At 49.3% G+C, this 22857-nt stretch carries 23 protein-coding genes and 1 other RNA gene; 13 read left to right on the forward strand and 11 right to left on the reverse strand.

The features are described from left to right. Nucleotides 1-8: 8 nt before the first annotated feature. The gene (gene hisN / locus HH301_RS05105) at nt 9-788 is read right to left on the reverse strand and encodes a histidinol-phosphatase (RefSeq protein WP_169567267.1); all 780 of its coding nucleotides are present in this window, start codon (nt 786-788) and stop codon (nt 9-11) included. Between the two features lie 16 nt (nt 789-804). Continuing rightward, on the reverse strand, nt 805-1350 hold the full coding sequence (locus HH301_RS05110; RefSeq protein WP_169567269.1) for a c-type cytochrome: 546 nt from the start codon (nt 1348-1350) through the stop codon (nt 805-807). A gap of 163 nt (nt 1351-1513) precedes the next feature. Here HH301_RS05110 and HH301_RS05115 point away from each other — a divergent pair, with 163 nt between their 5' ends. The 3 genes from HH301_RS05115 (at nt 1514) to HH301_RS05125 (ending at nt 3842) form a co-directional block, all read left to right on the forward strand. After that, nucleotides 1514-2260 carry a 3-deoxy-manno-octulosonate cytidylyltransferase gene (locus HH301_RS05115; RefSeq protein ID WP_169567271.1) on the forward strand — a complete coding sequence of 249 codons (747 nt, stop codon included), beginning with the start codon at nt 1514-1516 and terminating at the stop codon, nt 2258-2260. 56 nt (nt 2261-2316) lie between these two features. Further along, a complete protein-coding gene (locus tag HH301_RS05120; RefSeq protein WP_169567273.1) occupies nt 2317-3177 on the forward strand; it encodes a prephenate dehydratase in 861 nt (286 codons plus the stop codon). A gap of 101 nt (nt 3178-3278) precedes the next feature. Next, a complete protein-coding gene (locus HH301_RS05125; RefSeq protein WP_206378177.1) occupies nt 3279-3842 on the forward strand; it encodes a VUT family protein in 564 nt (187 codons plus the stop codon). A gap of 485 nt (nt 3843-4327) precedes the next feature. On the opposite strand, the gene nudC is transcribed toward HH301_RS05125, so the two are convergent. Next, nucleotides 4328-5248 (reverse strand): NAD(+) diphosphatase, encoded by a 921-nt coding sequence (gene nudC / locus HH301_RS05130; protein ID WP_169567275.1) that lies wholly within the window; start codon nt 5246-5248, stop codon nt 4328-4330. Nucleotides 5249-5382: 134 nt separating this feature from the next. Here nudC and ffs point away from each other — a divergent pair. The 4 genes from ffs to recR all read left to right on the forward strand — a co-directional run bounded on the left by ffs (nt 5383) and on the right by recR (nt 8351). Then, nucleotides 5383-5473, forward strand: an RNA gene (ffs, locus tag HH301_RS05135) — signal recognition particle sRNA small type. Nucleotides 5474-5539: 66 nt separating this feature from the next. Next, the gene (locus HH301_RS05140) at nt 5540-7402 is read left to right on the forward strand and encodes a DNA polymerase III subunit gamma/tau (protein WP_169567276.1); all 1863 of its coding nucleotides are present in this window, start codon (nt 5540-5542) and stop codon (nt 7400-7402) included. A gap of 13 nt (nt 7403-7415) precedes the next feature. After that, nucleotides 7416-7739: a YbaB/EbfC family nucleoid-associated protein gene (locus tag HH301_RS05145; RefSeq protein WP_169567278.1), complete on the forward strand. Its 324-nt coding sequence runs from the start codon at nt 7416-7418 to the stop codon at nt 7737-7739. 15 nt (nt 7740-7754) lie between these two features. Next, nucleotides 7755-8351 (forward strand): recombination mediator RecR, encoded by a 597-nt coding sequence (gene recR, locus HH301_RS05150; protein WP_169567280.1) that lies wholly within the window; start codon nt 7755-7757, stop codon nt 8349-8351. Nucleotides 8352-8363: 12 nt separating this feature from the next. Here recR and HH301_RS05155 read toward each other — a convergent pair whose 3' ends face one another. Further along, the gene (locus tag HH301_RS05155) at nt 8364-9572 is read right to left on the reverse strand and encodes a DNA recombination protein RmuC (protein ID WP_206378178.1); all 1209 of its coding nucleotides are present in this window, start codon (nt 9570-9572) and stop codon (nt 8364-8366) included. 122 nt (nt 9573-9694) lie between these two features. Between HH301_RS05155 and def the strand changes: the two genes are divergently transcribed. The 3 genes from def to truA are packed head-to-tail and all read left to right on the forward strand — an operon-like array spanning nt 9695 to nt 11887. Next, nucleotides 9695-10216: a peptide deformylase gene (gene def, locus HH301_RS05160; RefSeq protein ID WP_169567282.1), complete on the forward strand. Its 522-nt coding sequence runs from the start codon at nt 9695-9697 to the stop codon at nt 10214-10216. Nucleotides 10217-10228: 12 nt separating this feature from the next. Further along, nucleotides 10229-11149, forward strand: coding sequence for a methionyl-tRNA formyltransferase (gene fmt / locus HH301_RS05165; RefSeq protein ID WP_169567284.1), 921 nt, complete (start codon nt 10229-10231; stop codon nt 11147-11149). Further along, entirely contained in the window at nt 11150-11887 is a 738-nt protein-coding gene (gene truA / locus HH301_RS05170) for a tRNA pseudouridine(38-40) synthase TruA (protein WP_169567286.1), read from the forward strand. It begins immediately after the preceding gene. A 19-nt stretch (nt 11888-11906) separates the two neighbouring features. Here truA and HH301_RS05175 read toward each other — a convergent pair whose 3' ends face one another. Together HH301_RS05175 and dapE are read right to left on the reverse strand one after the other, a co-directional pair. Further along, complete coding sequence (locus tag HH301_RS05175; RefSeq protein WP_169567288.1) at nt 11907-12485, reverse strand: hypothetical protein; 579 nt, start codon at nt 12483-12485, stop codon at nt 11907-11909. Nucleotides 12486-12488: 3 nt separating this feature from the next. Further along, nucleotides 12489-13661, reverse strand: a complete 1173-nt coding sequence (gene dapE, locus HH301_RS05180; protein ID WP_169567290.1) for a succinyl-diaminopimelate desuccinylase — start codon at nt 13659-13661, stop codon at nt 12489-12491. Between the two features lie 150 nt (nt 13662-13811). Between dapE and HH301_RS05185 the strand changes: the two genes are divergently transcribed. Next, on the forward strand, nt 13812-14714 hold the full coding sequence (locus HH301_RS05185; RefSeq protein WP_169567292.1) for a DMT family transporter: 903 nt from the start codon (nt 13812-13814) through the stop codon (nt 14712-14714). 21 nt (nt 14715-14735) lie between these two features. Here the strand turns inward: HH301_RS05185 and dapD are convergent, their stop codons facing one another. Both dapD and HH301_RS05195 read right to left on the reverse strand, forming a co-directional pair. Further along, complete coding sequence (gene dapD / locus HH301_RS05190; protein ID WP_169567294.1) at nt 14736-15581, reverse strand: 2,3,4,5-tetrahydropyridine-2,6-dicarboxylate N-succinyltransferase; 846 nt, start codon at nt 15579-15581, stop codon at nt 14736-14738. A 58-nt stretch (nt 15582-15639) separates the two neighbouring features. Continuing rightward, complete coding sequence (locus HH301_RS05195) at nt 15640-16347, reverse strand: pyrimidine 5'-nucleotidase (RefSeq protein WP_169567296.1); 708 nt, start codon at nt 16345-16347, stop codon at nt 15640-15642. Nucleotides 16348-16484: 137 nt separating this feature from the next. Between HH301_RS05195 and HH301_RS05200 the strand changes: the two genes are divergently transcribed. Together HH301_RS05200 and HH301_RS05205 are read left to right on the forward strand one after the other, a co-directional pair. Then, nucleotides 16485-18257, forward strand: coding sequence for a sensor domain-containing diguanylate cyclase (locus HH301_RS05200; protein WP_169567303.1), 1773 nt, complete (start codon nt 16485-16487; stop codon nt 18255-18257). After that, nucleotides 18244-19497: a DUF2336 domain-containing protein gene (locus HH301_RS05205; RefSeq protein WP_169567306.1), complete on the forward strand. Its 1254-nt coding sequence runs from the start codon at nt 18244-18246 to the stop codon at nt 19495-19497. The genes HH301_RS05200 and HH301_RS05205 overlap by 14 nt, the downstream gene beginning before the upstream one ends. Before the next feature lie 18 nt (nt 19498-19515). Here the strand turns inward: HH301_RS05205 and argB are convergent, their stop codons facing one another. Genes argB through yidC form a run of 3 tightly spaced genes read right to left on the reverse strand, consistent with a single transcriptional unit; the run spans nt 19516 to nt 22848 of the window. Beyond that, nucleotides 19516-20427: an acetylglutamate kinase gene (gene argB, locus HH301_RS05210; protein WP_169567308.1), complete on the reverse strand. Its 912-nt coding sequence runs from the start codon at nt 20425-20427 to the stop codon at nt 19516-19518. Nucleotides 20428-20450: 23 nt separating this feature from the next. Next, the gene (gene yihA, locus HH301_RS05215; protein ID WP_169567310.1) at nt 20451-21095 is read right to left on the reverse strand and encodes a ribosome biogenesis GTP-binding protein YihA/YsxC; all 645 of its coding nucleotides are present in this window, start codon (nt 21093-21095) and stop codon (nt 20451-20453) included. 16 nt (nt 21096-21111) lie between these two features. Beyond that, nucleotides 21112-22848 carry a membrane protein insertase YidC gene (gene yidC / locus HH301_RS05220; protein ID WP_169567312.1) on the reverse strand — a complete coding sequence of 579 codons (1737 nt, stop codon included), beginning with the start codon at nt 22846-22848 and terminating at the stop codon, nt 21112-21114. Between the last annotated feature and the right edge of the window lie 9 nt (nt 22849-22857).

The raw sequence follows: 22857 nt of genomic DNA on the forward strand, positions 1-22857 counted from the left end.
CCGGCTTCTTAACTTTTCAGAACGTCAAGGGTGGCTTCATGCAATGCAGAATTGCCTGTTGCCAGCACATAGCCCGGGTTTGTCAGGGTGAGTGGATTGCCATCCCAGTCTGAAATCTGACCACCAGCATTCTCAACAACTGGCACAAGTGCACAATAGTCAAAGGGCTTCATGTCTGCGTCAGCAACGATATCAACGAAGCCTTGTGACAGCAGGGCATAGGCGTAACTGTCATATCCAAAACGGATCCGACGAACAGTCTCGGTCAATTTTTGATATTGCGGACCTTTGACGCTTTTGAACAGCTCAATCCCGTAGGAGAAGAGTGAGGCGGTCTGCACGTCAGTGATGTCTGCATTGGTTTGGATTTTGGTGCCGTTAAAGGTTGTCTCACCATTTGCGCCTACCCATCTCTCACCGGAAATCGGCTGATCGATCACACCCATCACAGGTTTTCCGTTCCGGGTGAGGCCAATCAATGTGGCAAATGTCGGGGCACCAGAAATAAAGGAGTGGGTCCCATCGATCGGATCCAGGACCCATACATATTCAGCGTCCGTGCGGACCTGTCCATGTTCCTCGCCATAAATTCCATGTTCCGGGTAATGCGCTTCGATAATCTTGCGCATGGCCATCTCGGCATTTTGGTCGGCAATTGTCACAGGACTCAAATCGTCCTTGCTGACAATTTCAATTTTTTTCCGGTAAAGGGGGCGAATGATCTCGCCTGCGGCATCAGCCAGCTTGCTGGCGAGATCAATAAACTCAGAAGGTACCTGGTTCGACATATTTTATGGCTGCCACTTATTCCGTTGGCAGAGGAATGTCGGATGAACCCAAAGTCCGCAAGTAAGCAATCAGATCAGCGCGGTCGCCGTCTTTCTTGAGACCTGCGAAGGACATTTTTGTGCCCTTGATGTAATCTTTAGGCTTGGTCAGGAAGGCGTTTAGCTCTTCATAGCCCCAGGTGCCGCCCATCTCAACCAGAGCGCTGGAGTATGAGAAATCAGCGTGAGCGCCTTTGTTGTTGCCCAGAACTTTATATAGGTTCGGACCAATTTTATTTGCGCCGCCTTCTTCAACAGTGTGGCAGGCAGCACATTTCTTGAAGATTTTTTCGCCTTCAGCTGGATCCGCTGCTGCCATCAAAACAGCGAGTGATGGACCAGCATCTTTCTCTTCAGCAGCACCGCCAGCAGGGGCTTCTGCAGCGCCTGTATCAATCACATAGGAAGGTGTTTCCGGCATTGTTGGGGAAACGGCGATATTAGCGATTTCATTAATGGCTACAACTGCAAGCGCGCCTCCGAGTACCGCGCCAGCAATTTTATTTAGCTCAAAACTGTTCATTGCTTACCTCAGCTCTTCTATTCTGGAGGGTAGCTCTACCAAACACGGCAGAAAAAAGCGAGGGGAATTTAACGGGTTTTGCTTCGAAAGTCCAAGGCGTATAAAAAGTAAGCGATTTTGACACACTTTCAGCAGCAATTTTCGACCCAGGAGCAAAAGCACTATGTCAAATGGTAAAGGACCCGTCGTTGTAATTCCGGCAAGAATGGCCTCTACACGTCTTCCCGGTAAACCCTTGGCGGAAATCGCAGGGGAGCCCATGATTGTGCAGGTCCTGAAAAGAGCCCTGGAGGCCGATATTGGTCCGGTAATTGTCGCTTGTGCAGAACGTGAGATTGCTGATGCCGTCAAGAAGGCTGGAGGAGAGGCCATTTTGACCCGACCTGATCATCCTTCTGGTTCAGATCGTGTTTATGAAGCGCTGGAGACTTTTGACCCTGATCAGAAATATGACTCAGTTGTGAATTTGCAGGGTGATTTGCCTGCTTTGGATCCCGCGGCAGTGATAGCGTCTTATGATGCTTTGCAGAAAAACCAGGCAGATATCGCGACGTTGGTGGCTGAAATTGAAGATCCAGAAGAATTGGATGATGAAAACGCAGTAAAAGCTGTTGTCAGTTTTAAAGAAGGGGAGAAAATTGGGCGCGCTATCTGGTTTTCCCGCTTGAAAGCGCCCTGGGGGGAGGGCCCCCACTATCACCATATTGGAATCTACGCCTATCAACGTGTTGCCCTGAAAGCCTTTATTGGTATGCCACCATCCCCTTTGGAGAAGCGGGAAAAGCTTGAGCAATTGCGGGCGCTGGAGGCTGGGATGAGGATTGATGCAGCTTGCGTTGACACAGTTCCTCTAGGAGTGGATACTCCGCAAGATTTGGAGCGAATTCGGTCCCTGATGGAGAAAAAGTAAGAGTTTGGCCCAGATCCAACCGGAATTAATGACTTAAATAGAGAACCGAAACGAAAATGGCAGCTCCAGATCCAGAAAATTCAATCGCCTTTCAGGGCGTTCCCGGCGCATACGGACATTTGTCGTGCAAGAAAGTCTTTCCAGACATGGAAGCAATCCCTTGTGAGACCTTTTTGGATGCCATCAAAATGGTGCGGGAAGAAAAAGCCCTTTATGCCATGATCCCCATCGAGAACTCTCTAGGGGGGCGGGTTGCGGATATTCATCATCTGCTACCAGAAAGCGGTCTTTATACGATCGGAGAGCATTTCCAGTCCGTCCAGCACCAATTGCTGGGGGTGGCAGGTTCGACTTTGGCAGACGTAAAAGCTGTTCACAGCCACGAGCAGGCTCTCTCTCAATGCCGGAACTTCATCCGGGAGCTTGGAATAGAGCCAATCATTCATGCCGATACCGCGGGTTCAGCAAAAATGGTGGCTGAGCTGGGTGATAAAAGTCAGGCTTCCATTGCTTCAAGCCTTGCGGGTGAAATTTATGGGCTGGATGTCTTGCGTGAGCGTGTGGAAGATCGGCTGGGCAATACGACCCGCTTTTTGATCCTGTCCCGGGTCAGAAAAGATCCGAGCGTCAAGGGCGATCCTTGTATGACCAGTTTTGTTTTTCAGGTTCGTAGCCGGCCTGCCGCCCTTTATAAGGCACTTGGCGGTTTTGCGACGAATGGGCTTAATGTTACCAAGCTGGAGAGCTATATCACGGATGAAAGCTTCGAGGCAGCTCAGTTCTACATTGATGTGGAAGGGCATCCAGAAGAGGCGGCCATGGCACGTGCGATGGAGGAGCTGCAGTTTTTTTCCGCCAAGGTAAAAATTCTGGGTGTATACCCACAACATCCATACCGGCGGCAATATAGCGCGTAACCCTTGCTTTCTGCTTAAAAGCACAATATAAGCACCTGCAAATTTAGGATGGCTGTCGGCTGAAATTATTGGCGGCAGCCCATTTTGTAAGGTGTATTCAAATGGAAGTTCTCAAATCCATGACAAATTTGCAGCGGTTCTTTTTGGTAACCGGGATTGTTGCAATGACTGTTGTTGTGACGTCCTCCAACATTTTGGTGGAAATTCCGATTAATGATTGGCTGACATGGGGTGCGCTGAGCTATCCTTTCGCCTTTCTGGTCACAGACCTAACCAACAGGGCGCTAGGGCCATCCAGGGCTCGCATTGTTGTTTATGTGGGATTTGTTGCGGCAGTTGCCATGTCTCTGATCTTGGCGGATAGCCGGATCGCACTGGCTTCAGGCTCTGCGTTTCTCCTATCACACTTGCTGGATATCTTTATGTTCGACCGGTTGCGCAAAGCGACCTGGTGGAAAGCTCCGGTATTTTCATCCGTAATCGCTTCATTCCTCGATACACTGCTGTTCTTCACGCTGGCCTTCGCCGGCACAGGCCTGCCATGGCAAACATGGGCACTCGGAGACTATGGAATCAAGCTGGCAATGGTTGTTGTACTGATTTTGCCATTCCGCGGAATGATGAAATACACAGACCCATTGACATTAGCAGGTACTGCTAGATAGAATTTTCCAAAAAAAAGGGCCGAGTAAAAACCCGGCCCCAAGTAAGGGAGGAAACGCTCTCTCTCGAGAGCAGTCAGTGTGTGTGTGCTGACAACCCATATATTGCACCTGCGAAAACAAATCGCAAGTGCAATTTCCCTTTTTTCTTCAGAAAATTGCATTTTTTTTGAGCTTGCACTTTGTTTGTGCACGTTGATTAATTTATGTGCGAAAAATGACCGAAAATAGGGCGTTTCCGTTAGGGTTTTCTTAAGTTTTTGAGTAGCTCAGTCGAATCTAGTGCTACTCATTTCACCAAAATTTCCGGCTGAAAAATGTTTGCTGTCCACATTTATTTTGTAATACTTCAATTTCTAATGCTGCATCGCAACAAATGAATGTGGGGCGAATTCGATTATTTTGAATCCTACTTTGACTTTTAAAAAGGACAAAAAAATGAGTCGGAAAACCGACTCACTTAAAAGAATCACTGTTTAAGATTCGGGTTATTCTTCGACCCAAGCCTTGGCAAGTTGGTGGGCTATTGCCATCGGAGGGGACATTCTTGGTGTTTCTGTTGTGCCAGAGCGGGCCAGCATCAAGCGGACATCCTCCTTGCTGAACCACTGCGCATCGGCAAGCTCCACCTCGTCCAAGGTGATTTCTTCTGTCAGGGCCTCTGCAAAACAGCCAATCATCAGCGAGGAAGGGTAAGGCCAGGGCTGGGAAGAGTGATAGCGCACATCTCCACATTTAACGCCAGTTTCCTCGAACACTTCGCGCCGAACACCCTGTTCGATTGTCTCTCCTGGCTCAACAAAGCCTGCCAGAGCTGAATATTGTTGCTTGGGGAAATGATGGCCAGTCCCCAGGAGACAATAATCCCCCCGGGTCACCATCATGATGACGACAGGATCTGTTCTTGGAAAATGAGACGCGTTGCAGGCTTCATCTACACATTTGCGAGAATAGCCCAGTTCGTTGACAGCTGTTTTACAGCCACAGACGGAGCAGAACTGATGGTTTTCGTGCCAGGCCAGCATGGATCGCGCTTGAGCCAGGGCGCCGGCTTCACCAGGTCTGAGCTGGGATGAGACAGATCGAACATCAATGAATTTACCCCAATCGGAGTTCGGAACTGCTTTTGGGTTTTCAATCGCTGATACATCAACAGCAAAATGTGCAGCAAAATCGGCAATACCAAGGAACACAAGTGTAGCGCCCTGATCGATAAATTCCTGTACATCTGCGAGCCCCCGCCAGTCAATGCAGGGATCGCCAGCCAGTTCAATAAGGGCTTTCAAGCGATGCATGGGAAGGAATCGAGTGGAAGGATCTGCCATCTTTTGTTCCAGCCAAACAGGATCATTACGAAACTGCGCAGCGCGATCAAAACGGTTTCCGGTAAATACGAGGGGTTTGGTCATGGTTGATCTTCTCTGGCGAGGCTTATTTTCAGTCTTTATTGAGGCGTACAATATCTACAAAAGCAGAACGGATGCAAATTTTTCCCAAAAAGGGGTTGCTTCTTAGCATCACATACCTGATATAAGGCCTTGGAAGGCTGGCGTGGGCGTGCCCCTCGCGAACCCGGTCAGGTCCGGAAGGAAGCAGCCGTAACGAGTTTCGGTGCGGGTCATTGCCAGTCTTCTTTATTTTCTCAAAATCGACATCATTATCTTTTGATTGCGCCGACTGACATCTGGTAAGCTGCCCTCATGTCAGAAGAAACGTCAAACACCACCTATCGCGTTCTTGCCCGAAAATACCGGCCTTCCAACTTCGATGACCTGATCGGTCATGAAGCGATGGTGCGGACCTTGTCCAACGCACTCGATTCTGGTCGACTTGCCCATGCATTTGTGTTGACCGGAACCCGAGGGATTGGAAAAACCACAACAGCGCGAATTATTGCGCGTGGACTTAATTGTACGGGCCCAGACGGAAATGGCGGTCCTACCGTTCATCCTTGTGGTGTTTGTGAGAATTGCAAAGCCATCGCCGAAGACCGGCATCAGGACGTTCTTGAAATGGACGCGGCCAGTCGAACAGGCGTGGATGATATTCGGGAACTTATCGACGGGGTTCGCTATCTACCCATTAATGCCCGGTATAAGATCTATATCATCGACGAAGTGCATATGCTGTCTAAGAACGCGTTTAACGCGCTCCTTAAAACCCTGGAAGAGCCGCCAGAGCATGTGAAGTTTATTTTCGCGACGACGGAAATTCGGAAAATCCCGATTACGGTTTTGTCCAGATGCCAGCGCTTTGACTTGAAGCGGGTCGATGCGGAAACGCTGAAAGCGTATTTTGGCAAAATCGCTGAAAAAGAAAACGCCTCTGTTGAGGATGCAGCTCTTGGCTTGATCGCGCGCGCAGCAGAAGGTTCTGTCCGTGATGGCCTGTCTTTGTTAGATCAAGCCATTGCCCATGGGGATGGCACTGTTTCTGTTGAGCAGGCGCGGGATATGCTGGGTCTTGCCGATCGATCCATCATGCTGGATTTGATGGAGACCCTTTTCAAAGGGGATATCGCCGAGGCACTTGGGATTTTGCGTGGGCAGTATGACCGAGGTGCGGATCCTGTCGTTATTGTTCAGGACCTGTTGGAACTCACTCATTGGCTGACAACCCTCAAGGTCACACCTGATGCCGCCAATAATGTTTCCATGAGCGAAATGGATACGGATCGCGGGCTGCAAATGGCCGGGAATTTAACCATGCCTGTTTTGGCAAGAGCTTGGCAGATGCTGTTAAAAGGGCTGGATGAAGTGCGGTCTGCCCCGATGTCAATTGCCGCAGCTGAGATGGTGTTAGTCCGGCTGGTTTATGCCAGCAACCTTCCGACCCCGCAGGATCTGGCAAAACAAATTGGATCAGGCGCGGGAAATAACGGTACGCCGGCCTCTCCTCCCTCAGGCGGTGGAGCTGGCGGAGATAATCGCCCGCGAATGAGTGCAGCAGGAAATGCCACACTGGCAGTATCCAATCCGGCACCTCAGCAAAGCCCAATGCCAGACGCTGCACCTCGCGCACATTTATCAGTGGTTCCAAAAGATGATGTGATTCCAGCGGCAGAAGTCACGCCGGTCAATGAGCCTGTGACAGAGCCGGAGGTACAAGCTGAAATCCAGTCCGAGCCAGAAGGAGGTGAGGCGAAAGGCCTGACATCCTTGGAAGAGGTGTTAGAGATCCTCTCAGACAAAAGCGATGTCCGGTTAAAAGGGCAAGTGATCAATTTTATTCGGCCCGTCCGCTTTATGGATGGGGTATTGGAATTTAGTCCGGCCCCTGGCGCATCTGCTGATCTTGCGGCAAAACTGGGGCGGCGGCTTCGTGAATTAACAGGCAAAAACTGGCAAGTCTCCATGACCGCCGATGCAGAAGGCGGGCCGACCATCGCAGAAATGCGTATGAGCCGGAAAGCCGCTTTGATTGCGGAGGCCGAACAACATCCACTGATCCAGAAAATTCGGGATCAGTTTTCGGGTATTTCAGTTCGGGAAGTGAGAGATTTAACCGAGGATATTGAAATTCTGGACGATGTCGGTATATCCGATGAAGACGATCTAGATTAGTGGAGAAACACGCATGAAAAATCTTGGAAACCTGATGAAGCAGGCCAAGGAAATGCAATCTAAAATGGCTGAGATGCAGGCCGAACTGGAAACCCATGAAATTACGGGTGTTTCCGGCGCCGGCATGGTCAAAGTGACCTTGAACGGCAAGGGCGACATGCGGGGTCTTTCAATTGACCCAAGCATTGTAGACCCGGAAGATAAAGAAATGCTGGAGGACCTGATTAAGGCAGCCCACGCGGATGCACGGGTCAAAGTTGACGCCTACAGTCAGGAAAAAATGAAAGAAATGGCTGGTGGTATGCAGCTGCCCCCAGGCATGAACCTACCGTTTTAGTAGGCTCATCAGTCAATGAGCACATCTGAAATTGATCAACTGGTAAAGCTATTGTCCCGTCTACCGGGCCTCGGCGCCAGATCCGCAAGACGGGCGACGTTGCATCTCATACAAAATCGGGAAACGCTGCTTCTCCCCCTTTCTGCTGCGATGACCACTGCGGCAGAGAACGTAAAGACCTGTTCGATTTGCGCCAATCTGGATACCACTGACCCTTGCGGGATTTGTGCTGATTATGAGCGAAATCGGGAATTGCTGTGCGTTGTACAGGATGTGGCTGATCTCTGGGCGCTTGAGAGATCAGGTGTCTTCAAGGGACTTTATCATGTTTTGGGCGGGACCTTGTCTGCGTTGGATGGGGTCGGCCCTGAAGATTTACGGATTGAGAGCCTCTTGTCACGCGTTCAGGAGGGACCGGTCAAAGAGGTGGTTATTGCTCTTAGCGCAACTGTAGAGGGGCAGACGACTGCTCATTATCTGACAGACCGGTTATCTGACTTTGATGTGGAAGTAACGCATCTTGCCCACGGAGTTCCGGTTGGCGGTGAGTTGGATTACCTGGATGACGGGACACTGGCAACCGCGCTTAAATCCCGTCGCCCCCTTGGGTAGTCACATAGATATCTACTGGATGAGCGGCTCTGACGGGTTAGACAGAAGTTCCTCATTTCCACCCTCTTCCTCGAATTGCAGGCTTTCGATTTTCTCACCCCGGCTGGTGATTTTTCGGCTGGAGGTTTCAATGTCTGTAATGTCTTTGGAGGCTTGAGCAAAATGACGAGACAAATTGTCCACGCGCTTATCTAGCCGATCCACATCTTTTAAAAGGACGCCAACCTCTTTCTGAATTACGCCCGCTTGTTCGCGCATCTGGCTGTCTTTCAGAACGGAGCGGACTGTGTTGAGGGTCGCCATCAAAGTGGTAGGAGAGACAATCCAGACCCGCGCATCATACGAGCGCTGTAGGATATCTGGAAAGTTGGTGTGGAGTTCCGCATAAACCGCTTCTGAGGGAAGGAACAAAAGCGCAGATTCGGCTGTTTCCTCTGCAATGATATATTTCTGACTGATATCCGAAATATGCTTGGTCATGGCTGTTGAAAATGCCCGGCGTGCTGACTGCAACTCTGCCTCTGTCTCGGCATTTCGCATCAGATGATAACTTTCCAGCGGAAATTTTGCATCCACAACGATGGATCCGGGTGGATTTGGGAGTTTGATCAGGCAGTCAGCCCGCTTGGAATTGCCGAGTGTGACCTGAAATTCGTAGGCAGATGGTGGCAGCGCTGATTTAACAAGGTCGTTCAGCTGAATCTCACCGAACGCGCCCCGGGCCTGTTTGTTGGCGAGGATATCTTGCAGGCTGACGACCTGGCTTGAAAGGTTTGTCAGGTTATCTTGCGCCTTATCAATAATCGCCAGGCGTTGTTGCAAGTCACTTAGGGATTGTGTCGTTTTTTCAGTCGTTTGGGTCAGACTTTCCCCAAGAAGCTTGGAAACTTTATCGAGCCGCTCTGTGACAGTTTTATTGGTATTTTCCGTTGTTTGGGCAAGGCTGTCGCCAAGTCGCTTGGACACGGCATCCAATCTCTCAGACAGGGTTTTATGGATTTCGCTTTGGCTCGCGGCGCCATCATTGGACATTTGGGCAAGCTGTCCTTCCAGCTTGGCCTGCTGGTTCAGAAGACTTTCAGTGAGGCGGGTCATGGCCTCGCTATTCGACATGGCCGTCTGGATCATTCGCTCGGATCGGGAGATTTTGATCGCCACCATGATCACAGCGATCACAGTTACAATCAGTCCAAACGCAACTCCAACTAACAGATAATCCATTCTACTGCCCTTGCCCCTATCCCTGTTTTTCTGCATAAACCTTGACGTTCGGCCTACAGCGTAATACCTAAAGGGTGATATTTACACCCTTAGCATTGTAGCTGGAAGAGTTCGGGAAAACTATGGCCCTTTTGCCAATTATTACAGCGCCGGATCCGCGTTTGAAAACTGTATCTGAACCTGTTGGTCAGGTTGATGATGAAATTCGTCAACTGGTTTCTGACATGTTTGAAACCATGTATGAAGCGCCAGGTATTGGATTGGCCGCTATTCAGGTCGGTGTGCAGAAACGGCTTTTGGTTGTGGATGTGGTCGGCAAGGGGCAGGAAGACAAGGATCCTGAGCCATTAGCGCTGATCAATCCGGAAATTACCTGGGTCTCTGATCATGACAATGTTTATGAAGAAGGGTGCTTGTCTGTTCCGGCTCATTACGCGGATGTTGTTCGCCCGGCAGAGATTGAAGTTTCCTATCTGGATGAGCAGGGCGAGAAACAGAAGCTGAAGGCGGATGGTCTTCTCGCAACTTGTATCCAGCACGAGATTGATCACTTGAACGGAATTCTGTTTGTGGACCATATCTCAGCGTTGAAGCGGAACATGATTCTGCGGAAACTCCTGAAACAGAAAAAACTCGCAAGCTAGGAGCCGTTTGGAATGAGCCTTCGAATTGCGTTTATGGGAACGCCAGATTTTTCCTGTACAGTTTTGAAGGCCCTTCTGGAAACCGAGCACGAAATTGTTTGTGTATATTCCCAGCCACCTCGTAAGGCTGGCCGCGGAAAATCCTTGAGGCCAACTCCAGTTCATCAATTGGCCGAAAGCAATGGTATTCCTGTACGCACACCTGTCTCTTTGAAATCAGAAGAAGCCCAACGGGAGTTTGCCGATCTGAATCTGGATGTTGCCATCGTGGTGGCGTATGGCCTTCTTCTTCCTAAAGCAATATTAGACGCCCCCAAGTTTGGATGCCTGAACTTGCACGCCTCACTTCTTCCCAGATGGCGGGGGGCTGCACCGATCCAGCGGGCCATTATGGCTGGGGATACGGAAACGGGTGTTGGGATTATGCAGATGGCTGAAGGGCTAGATACTGGTGATGTGCTCGCAGAGCTAAAAATTCCGATCACTCCCTTAACGACAGCAGGCAGTTTGCATGATGAACTGGCCGAAGCTGGTGCCGTCCTTATGGTTCAGACCATATCTCATCTTGGGGATGGAAGCCTGACCCCGAGCGTTCAACCAGAAGAGGGCGTTACGTACGCTAAGAAAATTGACAAGGCGGAAGCCAAGATCAATTGGAACCTGCCTTCAGATGAGTTGAGTTGCCACATCCGCGGATTAAGTCCTTTTCCTGGCGCCTATTTTGAGGTGGACGGAACCCGGATCAAAGTTCTGAATGTGGAGCATGTGGACGCATCAGGTGCGCCTGGTGAGGTTCTGGATGATTTTCTGACCGTTGCTTGTGGGCAGGGAGCGTTAAAGCTCACGTTGTTACAGCGAGCCGGAAAATCACCGATGGATACTTTGACATTCCTGAACGGGTTCAAGTTGCCCAAGGGCACCAGGCTAGACTAGATGCCACGATACAAGATCACGATAGAATATGATGGAACCGGCCTTGTCGGATGGCAACGTCAGGAAAATGGTCCTTCCGTTCAGCAGCATATCGAAGAAGCGATTTTTGCATTCGCTGGTGAAGAAGTCCGCATTCAAGGTGCAGGGCGGACTGATGCGGGTGTTCATGCGCTGGCGCAGGTTGCCAGTTTTGATCTGGTGAAAGAGTTCGAAGCGCGAACGGTCACCAATGCGATCAACTATCATCTGTCGCCAGAGCGGATCTCCATCTTGGAAACGGAAATGGTGAGCGAAGAGTTTAACGCCCGGTTTTCGGCAACCGGGCGCAGTTATATCTACCGGATCATCAACCGTCCCTCCCGCCTTGCGCTGGATGCAGGCTATGCCTGGCATGTGAAGCGAGAGCTTGATGAGGGTAAGATGCAGGAAGCGGCTAATCTGTTGATCGGAAAGCACGACTTTTCCAGTTTTCGAGCAGCTGCCTGTCAGGCAAAAAGCCCCGTTAAAACCCTTAGCAAACTGGATGTGGTTCGCGACGGGGACATGATTGAGTTTTATGTCTCTGCACCATCATTTTTGCATAATCAGGTGCGAGCAATGGTCGGCACCCTGTCACTTGCAGGAACCGGGCAATGGATGGTTTCAGATGTTGAAGCCGCGTTAAACGCCAAAGATCGGCAGAAAGCCGGTCCAAATGCACCGCCTTATGGGCTGTATTTATCCCAGGTTACATATTGAACCAAGTGGGCTGGTGTTCTTAAAGGGACAGGGAAATCACTGTTGAGAGGATAAATTCCAGAACGACCAATCCAATGGCAATGCCTGTATTTACGGCTAGCGTTCTGGAAATCACCATGAACAAAAAGAAATAGGCGAGGCAGAGGAAGGCAAAATACGCCACTGTCAGCAAACTTGCCCCCACTAAACCGTACAGCAGAATGAAGAGCAGAAGTGATAACAGGTTTATCAGAAACTGGCTCCAGTTATAGACAATTACAAAAGTGCCATACCGATTGGCAAAATCAGCGCTTTTCGAAACGATTAGAACAACTGCCAGATAGGCGAGCCAGGCAATGATCGGCTTGAAAGATGGCCAAATAGAGAATTCCCTGGCGGTCAGTTCAACGTTCATATTTGTCTGCTGGATGATATCCGGTGAGACACTGAAGATGATGTAACTGTGGATCAGATATACTGGGATGCTTAAAACCAGTGCGGCGAATGAGGTCCAGAATCCACCTGCAGAGATATTAAACCAGGACAGAGCATCCGGATCACGCTTGGCGATCCGATAACATCCGATAATGGAGTTGCTCAGTTCCTGAAGAAGGCTCATAGGTTAGCTCGTGAAATATCCGTCCAGAATGCTAGTGTAAATATCTGCCAGGCTTTCGATATCCTTTACAGCCACACATTCGTCAATTTTATGCATGGTCTGGCCGACGAGCCCAAATTCCACAACCGGACAGTAATTCTTGATATAGCGTGCATCAGAAGTGCCGCCGGTTGTTGAAAGGTCGGGGCGCTGCCCCAAGTGACGTTCGATAGATCCTGCGACCAGATCACTGAACTCCCCTTCTGGTGTCAGGAAAGGTTCTGAATTTTTCAGGGCTTTCAACTGATACTTGGTGCCGCGTTTTGCCGCTACCCCTTCCAGAACATTCCGAATTTTCTCTTCCAGTCCATCAAGGGTGTGATGAGTGTTAAAACGGATATTGAAAGTTGCTTTGGCCTTTTTTGGGATCACATTGGTTGCTGGATTTCCCACATCAACTGTTGTGAACTCGAGGTTGCTTGGCTGGAAATTTTCACTGCCATCATCCAACGGCATCTCATCCAGTGCAGAGAGCATGGCGACAAGATGGGGAACAGGGTTATCCGCAAGATGAGGATAGGCCACATGACCTTGAATGCCTTCAACAGTTAGAAAACCAGTAAAGGAGCCCCGGCGACCGATTTTGACCATTTCACCCATTTTATTGGGGTTGGTCGGTTCGCCAACCAGGCAATGATCAATGACTTCGCCTTGTTCCTGCATCCATTCCAGGACTTTCCGTGTTCCGTTGATGGCAGGTCCTTCTTCATCTCCCGTAATCAGCAAGCTGATGGAGCCATTCAGGTTACCACCGCGGGATTTGATCAAGCGCTGGGCAGACGCCGCGAAACACGCTACGGCCGCCTTCATATCAGCGGCACCGCGACCATATAGCATTCCATCCCGGATTTCAGGGGCGAAGGGATCCACACTCCATTGATCAACATCTCCTGGAGGGACCACGTCCGTATGTCCAGCGAAACAGAAGTTTGGGCCTTCAGTTCCATACCGTGCATAGAGGTTATCCACGTCAGGGGTATCAGTATCGGAAAAGGTTAGGCGGCTACACTTGAACCCAATTTCCTCTAAGGCTTCTTGGAGCACATCCAGCGCGCCTGCGTCCTTCGGGGTAACGCTCGGGCAGCGCATGAGGGTCTGTGTAAGTTCAATTACATCAATGTCAGTTTCATAACTCATAGCCGAGCAATACCTCTGTCTGAAGACTTGGTCAATAAGCTTGACCTGTCTGGCGGGGATAACTTTCTTGACATGCCTCGCCACAGTTGTAAATGATGGTCGGCCGTCCTTGTATCAAGTGATATCTTATCCTCATTTTCAGAGCGCTCCATGGCAATCCCAATTACGGCAAATAATAACAACTTACTGGGTATTCTTTATATTTCCCTGGCAATCTTAATGTTGTCCAGCATGGATGCCGTGGCCAAAAGCCTTGTGACTGCTGATTATTCCAGTTTTCAGATCCTGTTTTTAAGAGGATGTATCAATCTGACACTGTTGAGCATAGCCATGCCATTTTTAGGTGGCATTAAGCTGGTCAGAACAACTCGGTTCTGGGCGCATGGACTGAGAGGCCTGTTTGGTTTTTTGGCGCCGGTCTGTTTTTTCTCCTCTTTGACCTCCTTGCAATTGGCTGAGGCGACAGTTGTTTTCTTTATCTCTCCGTTCGTGATGACGGCTCTTTCGGTTCCACTGTTTAAAGAGAAAGTTGGAATTCACCGTTGGAGCGCCATTTTTGTCGGTTTTTGTGGGGTGATTTGGGTGGTTCAGCCCACCAGTGAAATCTTTGATCCCGCCATTTTCCTGGTCCTGGCGGCAAGCCTTTCTTACACGTTTCTGATGTTAAGTAGTCGATGGCTCGGTCAAACAGACAAGACATACACGATCGTTTTTTATGTGACCTTCTGGGTTACCATTTTAAGTGCTCCTGTCGCTCTGTATGTCTGGCAGGACATGGAGTTTCAACATTTTATAGCTGTTGGAGGGATGGCGCTGTTATCTCTTGCAGGGAATTTCTTCATCGTTAAAGCCTTTACCATTGGGGAAGTCGGTGCCATCACACCCTTTGAGTATCTGGGTCTTGTATGGGCCTTGATGCTGGGCTTCTTTTTCTTTGATGAAGTTCCGCTTCCCCATGTTTGGATTGGTATGGCGGTCATTGCTTTGAGCGGACTTTACATGGTTTACCGGGAGAATAAAAAAAGGCCTGCTCCAAAAGAGGAGCAAGCCTGATTTTTAATCGGTACGATTAGCTTAGTCGCGAAGAAGATCGTTGATTGACGTTTTTGAGCGAGTCTGCTCATCAACTGTTTTCACGATAACGGCGCAATACAGGCTTGGTCCTGGTGTTCCGTCAGGAAGTGGCTTCCCTGGCAGGCTACCTGGTACCACAACGGAATAGGCTGGGACGCGGCCAATGTGGACTTCGCCAGTTTCGCGGTTCACGATTTTCGTGGAAGCACCAATGAAGACACCCATGGACAGAACAGAGCCGGTTTCGACCACAACACCTTCGACCACTTCAGAGCGGGCGCCGATAAAGCAGTTGTCTTCAATGATGACGGGGCCGGCCTGAAGAGGTTCCAGAACACCACCAATTCCAACGCCACCGGAAAGATGGACATCTTTGCCGATCTGAGCACAGGAGCCAACGGTTGCCCATGTGTCTACCATAGTACCAGAATCAACATAAGCGCCCAGGTTCACAAAGCTTGGCATCAATACGACGTTTGGTGCGATATAGGCGCTGCGGCGAACGATTGTTCCGGGAACCGCCCGAAAGCCAGCTTTTGAAAATTCGTCTTTCGTCCAGCCTTCAAACTTGCTTGGAACTTTGTCCCACCAGTTGGTGTTGACGCCAGGTCCGCCTGCAATTTCAGTCATGTCATTAAGGCGGAAAGACAAGAGAACAGCTTTCTTCAGCCATTGATTGACTTGCCATTCACCATTTACTTTCTCAGCCACCCGAGCTGCCCCGCTATCGAGCGCGTTCAGGGCTTCTTCGATGGCCTCTCTATTTTCACCAGTTGTCGCAGGAGAAATGGTTTCCCGATTGTCCCATGCGGCGTCGATCACCGGCTGCAGGTCAGCTAAACTCATTGTTGATCCTCAGTAAGAAATTGAATGTCGAGAAAACATAGCGACAGTCAGCGCCAAGTCAACTGCCAGAAAGCCGTGATTGCCGGTCTTCAACCAGGTGATGAAGCCACTCACTTAAATTATCGGCAATATGGTGGATATGGTCCCCGCCGGAATCCTCATGCGACCAATGGGCATTGTTGGGGATCCAGACGGTTTTCATCCCCAGATCATGCGCTGGTTTCAGGTTTTTGGCCATATCCTCAAAAAAGACGGATCGATTGGCCGGAATCTTCAAATCTGCCAGCATTTTCTCGTAAATTGAAATCGCTGGCTTTGGGGTGAATTCAGCCCAGTGGATGTCGTAAATCGCATCAAAATGATGATCGATTCCCAATTGCGAAGCAACATTGAGGGCATGAGCTTCAGAGGCATTTGTAAAAATGATTTTACGGCCTTCAAGCGCATCTAACGCGTTACTGAGACGTGTGTCCGGCTCAATATGGCTAATGTCGATATCATGAACATAAGCGAGATAATCGCTTGGTGTTACGCCATTACATTTCATCAAGCCATTAAGCGTTGTTCCATATTCCGAAAAATAATGCTTCTGGATTCGTCTGGCTTCCTCAAGATCAACTTGCAGAAAATTGGAGACGAACTCCCCCATCTTGACACTCATTTGGGAAAAGAGGTCGCAGTCGGCAGGATAGAGCGTGTTGTCCAAATCAAAGATCCAAGCATCTATATCTTCAAAATGGGTCCAGGAAGGTTTTTGATTTTGCATATGGGAATTATGGTTGAGAACTGAGAGGATGCAAGGCTTATTGCCAAATGCGCTGAGTTTTTGATCAATGCTTTTAAGTCCCTGTTAAGCAAACAATCTTATGATAATTTTTTCGATTATCAGAAACATGTGCACATATGGGACTTTTCAGAAACCCTCTTGCCAAATCGTTGGAAAAGCAAGGGACTGCCAATCAACTGGAAACTTGTTACGCCGTTGAGCGGGAACTTGTCCTTTCCGACTTTCCGGGACTTGTGTTTGTTATCAATAAAGATCTGGAAGTTCTGGAGGTAAATGAGCGTGCCGGTCGCTTGTTGCAAAACCTTTCTGAAGAAGACCGTGAGCAGCTCGTGACATGTTTTCAGGCTGCTGTGTCAAATATCATTCCTAATTTACAAACTCTGAAAATTGAACGCTCCAGCGGTGAGCCAGAAATCTTTGATTTCACCTTTCTTCCACTTGAAAATATGCAAGGGCATTTCCTCGCTCTCGGGCAGGATACGTCCATGCAGCGCAATCTTACCAATGCCCTGATCAATTCGCGGCAGATGTTTAAGGATTTGATCGATTGCGTGTCTGAATTTGTCTGGGAAACGGATGAAAGCGGTCAGTTCAAATATGTCTCCCGCGGCGGTGCATTTGGGTATGCCGCGGCTGAACTAGATGGAATGATTACCCAGGATCTATTGCTGGGTTCCGGTAAGGGGCATGACGTTGACTATGAAAATCCTTTTGTAAGCTGGAAGCCTGTAAAGGGACAACAAATATGGGCACGGTCTAAAGGCGGAAAACCGGTGTGTCTACAGGTTACGGCAATGCCACTGTTCGATAAGGCAGGAAACTGGATAGGATGCCGCGGGGCGGGTAAAGACATAACCCAGGAAGTCGATCACTTGGGCCGGATGGATAAACTGGCGGCTCAGGAGAAGCTGCTAAGCTCGGTTGTTGATGCTATCCGTCATGAAGTGGATCCAGAAAAACTGTTCCAGATTGCTGGTGAGAAAACGCTAGATGCTCTTGGTGCGCGTAGACTTCAAATTGCCCGTGTAACAACAAGCGGTCAGTTGACTGTCGAATTTTCAAAAGATGTTACTGAAGATGTTCGCAGTTTTCTAAACTCTTGGTTTGAGAGTTCAAAGGTTACGCCGGATGAAGAGCATGAACTGATCACCTGTCATCACGAGGGTCAGAAACTTTTCATCAGCCCATTTTATGTCAAAGGAAAACTGAACGGTTACATTGCGATTGTTCGGCAAGGAGAGGCAATGGACCTCACCGCAGAGGAGAAGCATCTTCTTCATCACCTTGCAGATCATATTGAGGTCGCGCTTATTCAGGTCCTTGCGCGGGAGCGGCTGATTGAATTGACCCGAACAGACGAGTTGAGTGGCCTTCTAAATCGAAGAGCGTTCCATCAAGATGTTGCCCAACGAATTGCGCATGGAAAGCGTACAGGTAATCGAAACGCACTTTTTTATGTCGATCTGGATAATTTTAAGCCTGTAAATGACCGATTTGGCCATGAAAAAGGGGATGAGGTCTTGAAGGCCGTGAGCGATTTGCTTTCCGAAAATAGCCGGGTTGGTGACCTTGTTGCACGTCTGGGCGGCGATGAGTTTGCGATCTGGTTCGAAGACATGCCGCCTAAAAAGGCGACGGAGAAAGCCTTGTGGTTACAACAGCAGTGTAAAGAAGTGTCTGCAAGGTTAGAAATCAAAGACCCAGAGCTTGGCTTTTCTATTGGAATCGTTTGCACAAGTGGCGCGGCAACTGAACATCTGGATGGGCTTTTGAACTCAGCGGATGCAGCCATGTATGAAGTCAAAAAACAAGGAAAAGGGTCTTTTAGTCTGGTGAATTCCGAGGAAGCAGATCCAGCTGAAAAAGAGGGGAAAGATGTTACTCAGTAAGCTGTTTGGACGGCAAAAAAATAAGGCTGTCACCTATGAAGAAAGCAAGGTTCTTGCAAATGACAAGGACCCGAAAGTCCGGATCAAGCTGGCTGAAAACCCAACGACCAAGCCGGAAGTTCTCTATTACCTGACTGATGACAGCTCTTCCAAGGTGCGCCAAAGCGTAGCCCGGAATGAAAACACACCTACACAAGCAAATACCCTGCTTGCCAAGGATGAGGATGATGAGGTCCGTCAGGAGCTGGCCCGTAAAATCTGCCGCATCTTGCCGAGCCTCTCTGGTGAAGAAGCTGCGCAAATTAGGGAACAGACTATTGAAACTTTGGAGCTATTGGCATCTGATCAGCTTCCTTCCGTTCGAGCCATTCTCTCTGAGTCCCTGAAAAGCAGTTTAGATGCGCCCAAGCATATTATTTTGGCGCTTGCAAAAGATGCTGAAGAAATTGTCGCCTCCCCGGTGCTGGAATATTCCCCGCTACTTTCTGAAGCCGACCTTTTGGAAGTTATTGCCAGTGGAGTGGCCAGCGGCAGTTTGCCAGCGATTGCCCGAAGAGAAAATTTGGCTGAGGATGTGTCTGAAGCCGTCGCTGCCAGCCTTGATGTTCCTGCAGTCGCCGCCCTTTTGGCCAATAAATCTGCTCGGGTCCGCGAGGAAACACTGGATCAGTTAATTAGTCAGGCCGAAGGCATTGAAATGCTCCACGAGCCACTGGTGATGCGGGTGGATCTATCTATTCGGGCTATCAAGCGGATAGCGGGTTTTGTTGGTGCCTCGCTCGTTGAAAAGCTGGCGGAGAAGAATAATCTCTCTCCAGAAATTGAGAAAGAACTGAAGCGCCAGGTAAAAGGGCGCATTGACGAGTCCAGTGACCTGGATGCTGCCGATGTTATCGAGCAGGAAAAGCGGGCCGAAGCATTATGGTCCAAAGGTCAACTAACCGAAGATGTATTCCAGCAGGCCGTTTTGGATAATGACGTTCATTTTGTCCGCAAAGCCCTTAGCCTGCTTTCAGAATTACCAGCTCAAACCGTTAAGGCCATTCTCAATTCGCGAAATGCGAAGGTTGTGACGGCATTGTGTTGGAAGGCAGGCTTAAGCATGCGTCTTGCGATTAAGGTGCAGAGCGATATTGCCCATGTCGGCAGTCGTGACATCATCAATGCACGAGATGGCGTGGAGTATCCGTTTAGCCAGGAAGAGCTGGATTGGCAGCTCTCCTTCTTCACGGATGAATAGGAGAGCTGGAGCCTTAGATTAGTCGTCCGGCTGATGGATCATGGTGCCGATACCATGTTCCGTGAAGGTTTCCAGTAGAAGCACATGAGGGATCCGGCCGTCCAGGATATGGGCGGCATCCACACCACTATCCAACGCAAAAAGACAGGTTTCCAATTTAGGGATCATGCCCCCAACAATCGTCCCGTTGGACTGGAGTTTTTCAACTTCATTTGGTGTCAGGCGATTGATGAGTTTCTTTTCTTTATCAAGAACGCCTTCCACATCCGTCATCATGATCAGCTTACTGGCACCAATGGCCGCAGCGATATGACCCGCAGCTGTATCAGCATTGATGTTAAAGGTTTGGCCGTTTGGACCAACGCCGATCGGAGCGATCACAGGGATCACATCGATCTCTTCCAGGCTTTGCAAAAGTTCTGGGTTGATGCGGCAAGGCTCACCAACAAATCCCAGATCCAGGATACGTTCAATATTGCTGTCAGGATCCCGCTTTGTCCGTGTGAGTTTTTGAACCTCGATCAGGTTACCATCTTTGCCAGACAAGCCAACCGCTAGACCGCCAGCCTCGTTAATATCCATAACAATGTTTTTATTCAGCGAGCCGCTTAAAACCATTTCAGCGATTTCCACAGTCGCTTTATCGGTAACCCTTAAGCCATCGACGAAGGAGCTTTGAATTTTCAAACGATCAAGCATACTGCCAATCTGAGGGCCGCCGCCGTGCACAATAACCGGGTTGATGCCGACTTGTTTCAACAGGGCAATGTCCTTGGCAAAATCCTGAGCGAGACTTTTGTCGCCCATGGCATGTCCACCATATTTGATGACAAATGTCTGACCTGAGAACTGGTGCATATAAGGCAAGGCCTCAGAGAGGATTTTTGCCTTCTTCAGCTGTTCTTCGACCGGCATCTGGTTCTTGGTCATTTCCCCATCCTTAAATCTTTACCCTAAACAAGTGTCGCCAGTTCAGCCCTAAGCTGTTCAATACCCTCTCCTTTTGCGGAGCTGGTCAGAAAAACTTCAGGGTGAGCGGCAGGCCGCTTGGAAAGTTCTTTTTCGGTTTTTTCAATTACTGAATTTAATTCAGCTTTTTTGCTTTTGTCTATCTTGGTCAGGACAATCTGGTAATTCACGGCTGCAATATCCAGCATCTTCATGATTTCCCGGTCGACATCCTTGATCCCATGACGGCTATCAATCAGCAGGCAGACCCGGCGCAGGTTGAACCGGCCTTTCAGATAGGTGTTTACCAAATCTGTCCAGGCAGCGATTTTGGTTTTTGATGCCTTGGCATATCCATGTCCAGGTAAGTCCACCAAAGATAACCGTCCATCCAGTTCAAAGAAATTGATCTGCTGGGTTCGTCCCGGTGTGTTGGACGTGCGGGCAAGAGTGTTGCGGCCGGTTAGCGCGTTAATCAGGCTAGATTTGCCCACGTTTGACCGTCCTGCGAAAGCAACCTCGTTCAGGTCACTGTCTGGCAGCATGCTCAAATCCGCGGCCCCTGCCACAAATTTACATTCCTTGGAAAAAAGGAGGCGGCCTTCCTCTATGAAAGCCGCCTCCTCAATTTCTGATCTTTGATCATTCATGTGTTTTCAGCTTTCATCACCCGTTTACGGAAACACCCATCCGTCGCATGATATACCACTGTTGAGCGATACTCAGGATGTTGTTCCATGTCCAGTAAATCACCAGGCCAGCCGGGAAGCTTGCCAATAGGAAGGTGAAGAAGATTGGCATGAACATAAAGATTTTCGCCTGAACAGGATCAGCAGGTTGCGGGTTGAACTTCTGCTGCAGATACATACTCAGACCCATCAGAAGTGGTAAAATACCAATCATCAAGAATTCTGGTGGTGTCCAAGGGATCAAGCCAAACAGATTGAAGATAGAGGTTGGATCCGGTGCAGAAAGATCCTGGATCCAGCCATAGAACGGCTGGTGGCGCATCAGAAGCGTCACAAACAACACTTTATAGAGTGAGAAGAAAATCGGGATCTGTACCAGAATTGGCAGACAACCTGCAGCAGGATTTGCTTTTTCCCGCTTATAGAGCGCCATCATTTCCTGATTCAGTTTCTGGCGATCCTCACCATATTTTTCCCGAAGCTTGACCATTTCAGGTTGCAGCTTTTTCATCTTGCTCATGGAGACATAGGATTTATGAGCAAGTGGCAGGAGGATAAGCTTGATAATCACGGTCAATGCCAGGATCGCAAGACCCAGATTGCCGATCAATCCATCGAGCCATTCAAGAGCCACATACATGGGACGTGTTAGGAAGTAAAACCAGCCCCAGTCGATTGCCAGTTCCAGACGGTCAATGCCCATTTCTTCCTGATATTTGTCCAGAAGATGAGCTTCTTTGGCCCCGGCAAACATATGGTTTGTAACAGTTGTGGTGCTGTCAGCAGCAACAGTGACACCCTGCTGATTGATGTAATCAGTCTGGAAACGATCGCCCTGCTTAATATAGGTGAAGCGGTTTTTCAGATCCGCATTTTGATCGGGAACCAGTGCGGTCAGCCAGAATTTATCCGTGATCCCAATCCAACCACCTTTAGAGTCATTCGCCCGAGGGCCTTCCTCCATCAGGTCGTCATAGTCAATTTCTTCAAGGGTTTCATTGAACACGCCAATGGGGCCTTCATGAAGAATATAGAATCCTTGTGTTTCAGGAATGCCGGTCCGGGAAATCAGGCCATACGGGAAGAGAGTAACAGGTTGATCGGTGTTGTTCTGAACAGTCTGCTCTACAGTGAACAGGAAGTGATCATCCAGTGTATAGGTCCGTGTAAAGATGAGGCCTTCCCCATTGTCCCAAGTCAGGACAAGTGGTTTCTCTGGGGTGAAGGTCGTTGCACTTGTCGACCAGATTGTCTGGGAATTGGGAAGTTTGACATTACTGTCAGCAGCGCCTGTCCAGCCAAACTCAGCATAGTAAGGATTAGGGGAACCAACGGGAGAGAGCAACTTGATTTCTGGGCTGTTGGGGTCAACTTCTTCGCGGTAATTGATCAGCGTCAGATCATCCAGCCGAGCACCCTTCAGTGAGATGGAGCCGTGGAGGGATGGGGTGTTGATTTGTACGCGGGCAGACTGCTTAAGTGCATCTGCTCGTGTCATTGCCTGAGTTGCAACAGAAGAACCAACTGTCGGAGCATTTGTTCCGCTAGCGCCTGATGTTGCGCCGGGAGATGGTGTTGCCCCTGTTGCGTCGGTGCCGGAAGTTTGCTCGACGGTTTGATCCTCTGTGACCGGAGGTTCGACGAAATATTGAAACCCGACAATAATGACAAGGCACAATACGATCGCGAGAATCATATTCTTCTGTTCTGACATTCCTAAGCC

Source organism: Sneathiella limimaris (assembly GCF_012932565.1).
Classification (GTDB): Bacteria; Pseudomonadota; Alphaproteobacteria; order Sneathiellales; family Sneathiellaceae; genus Sneathiella; species Sneathiella limimaris.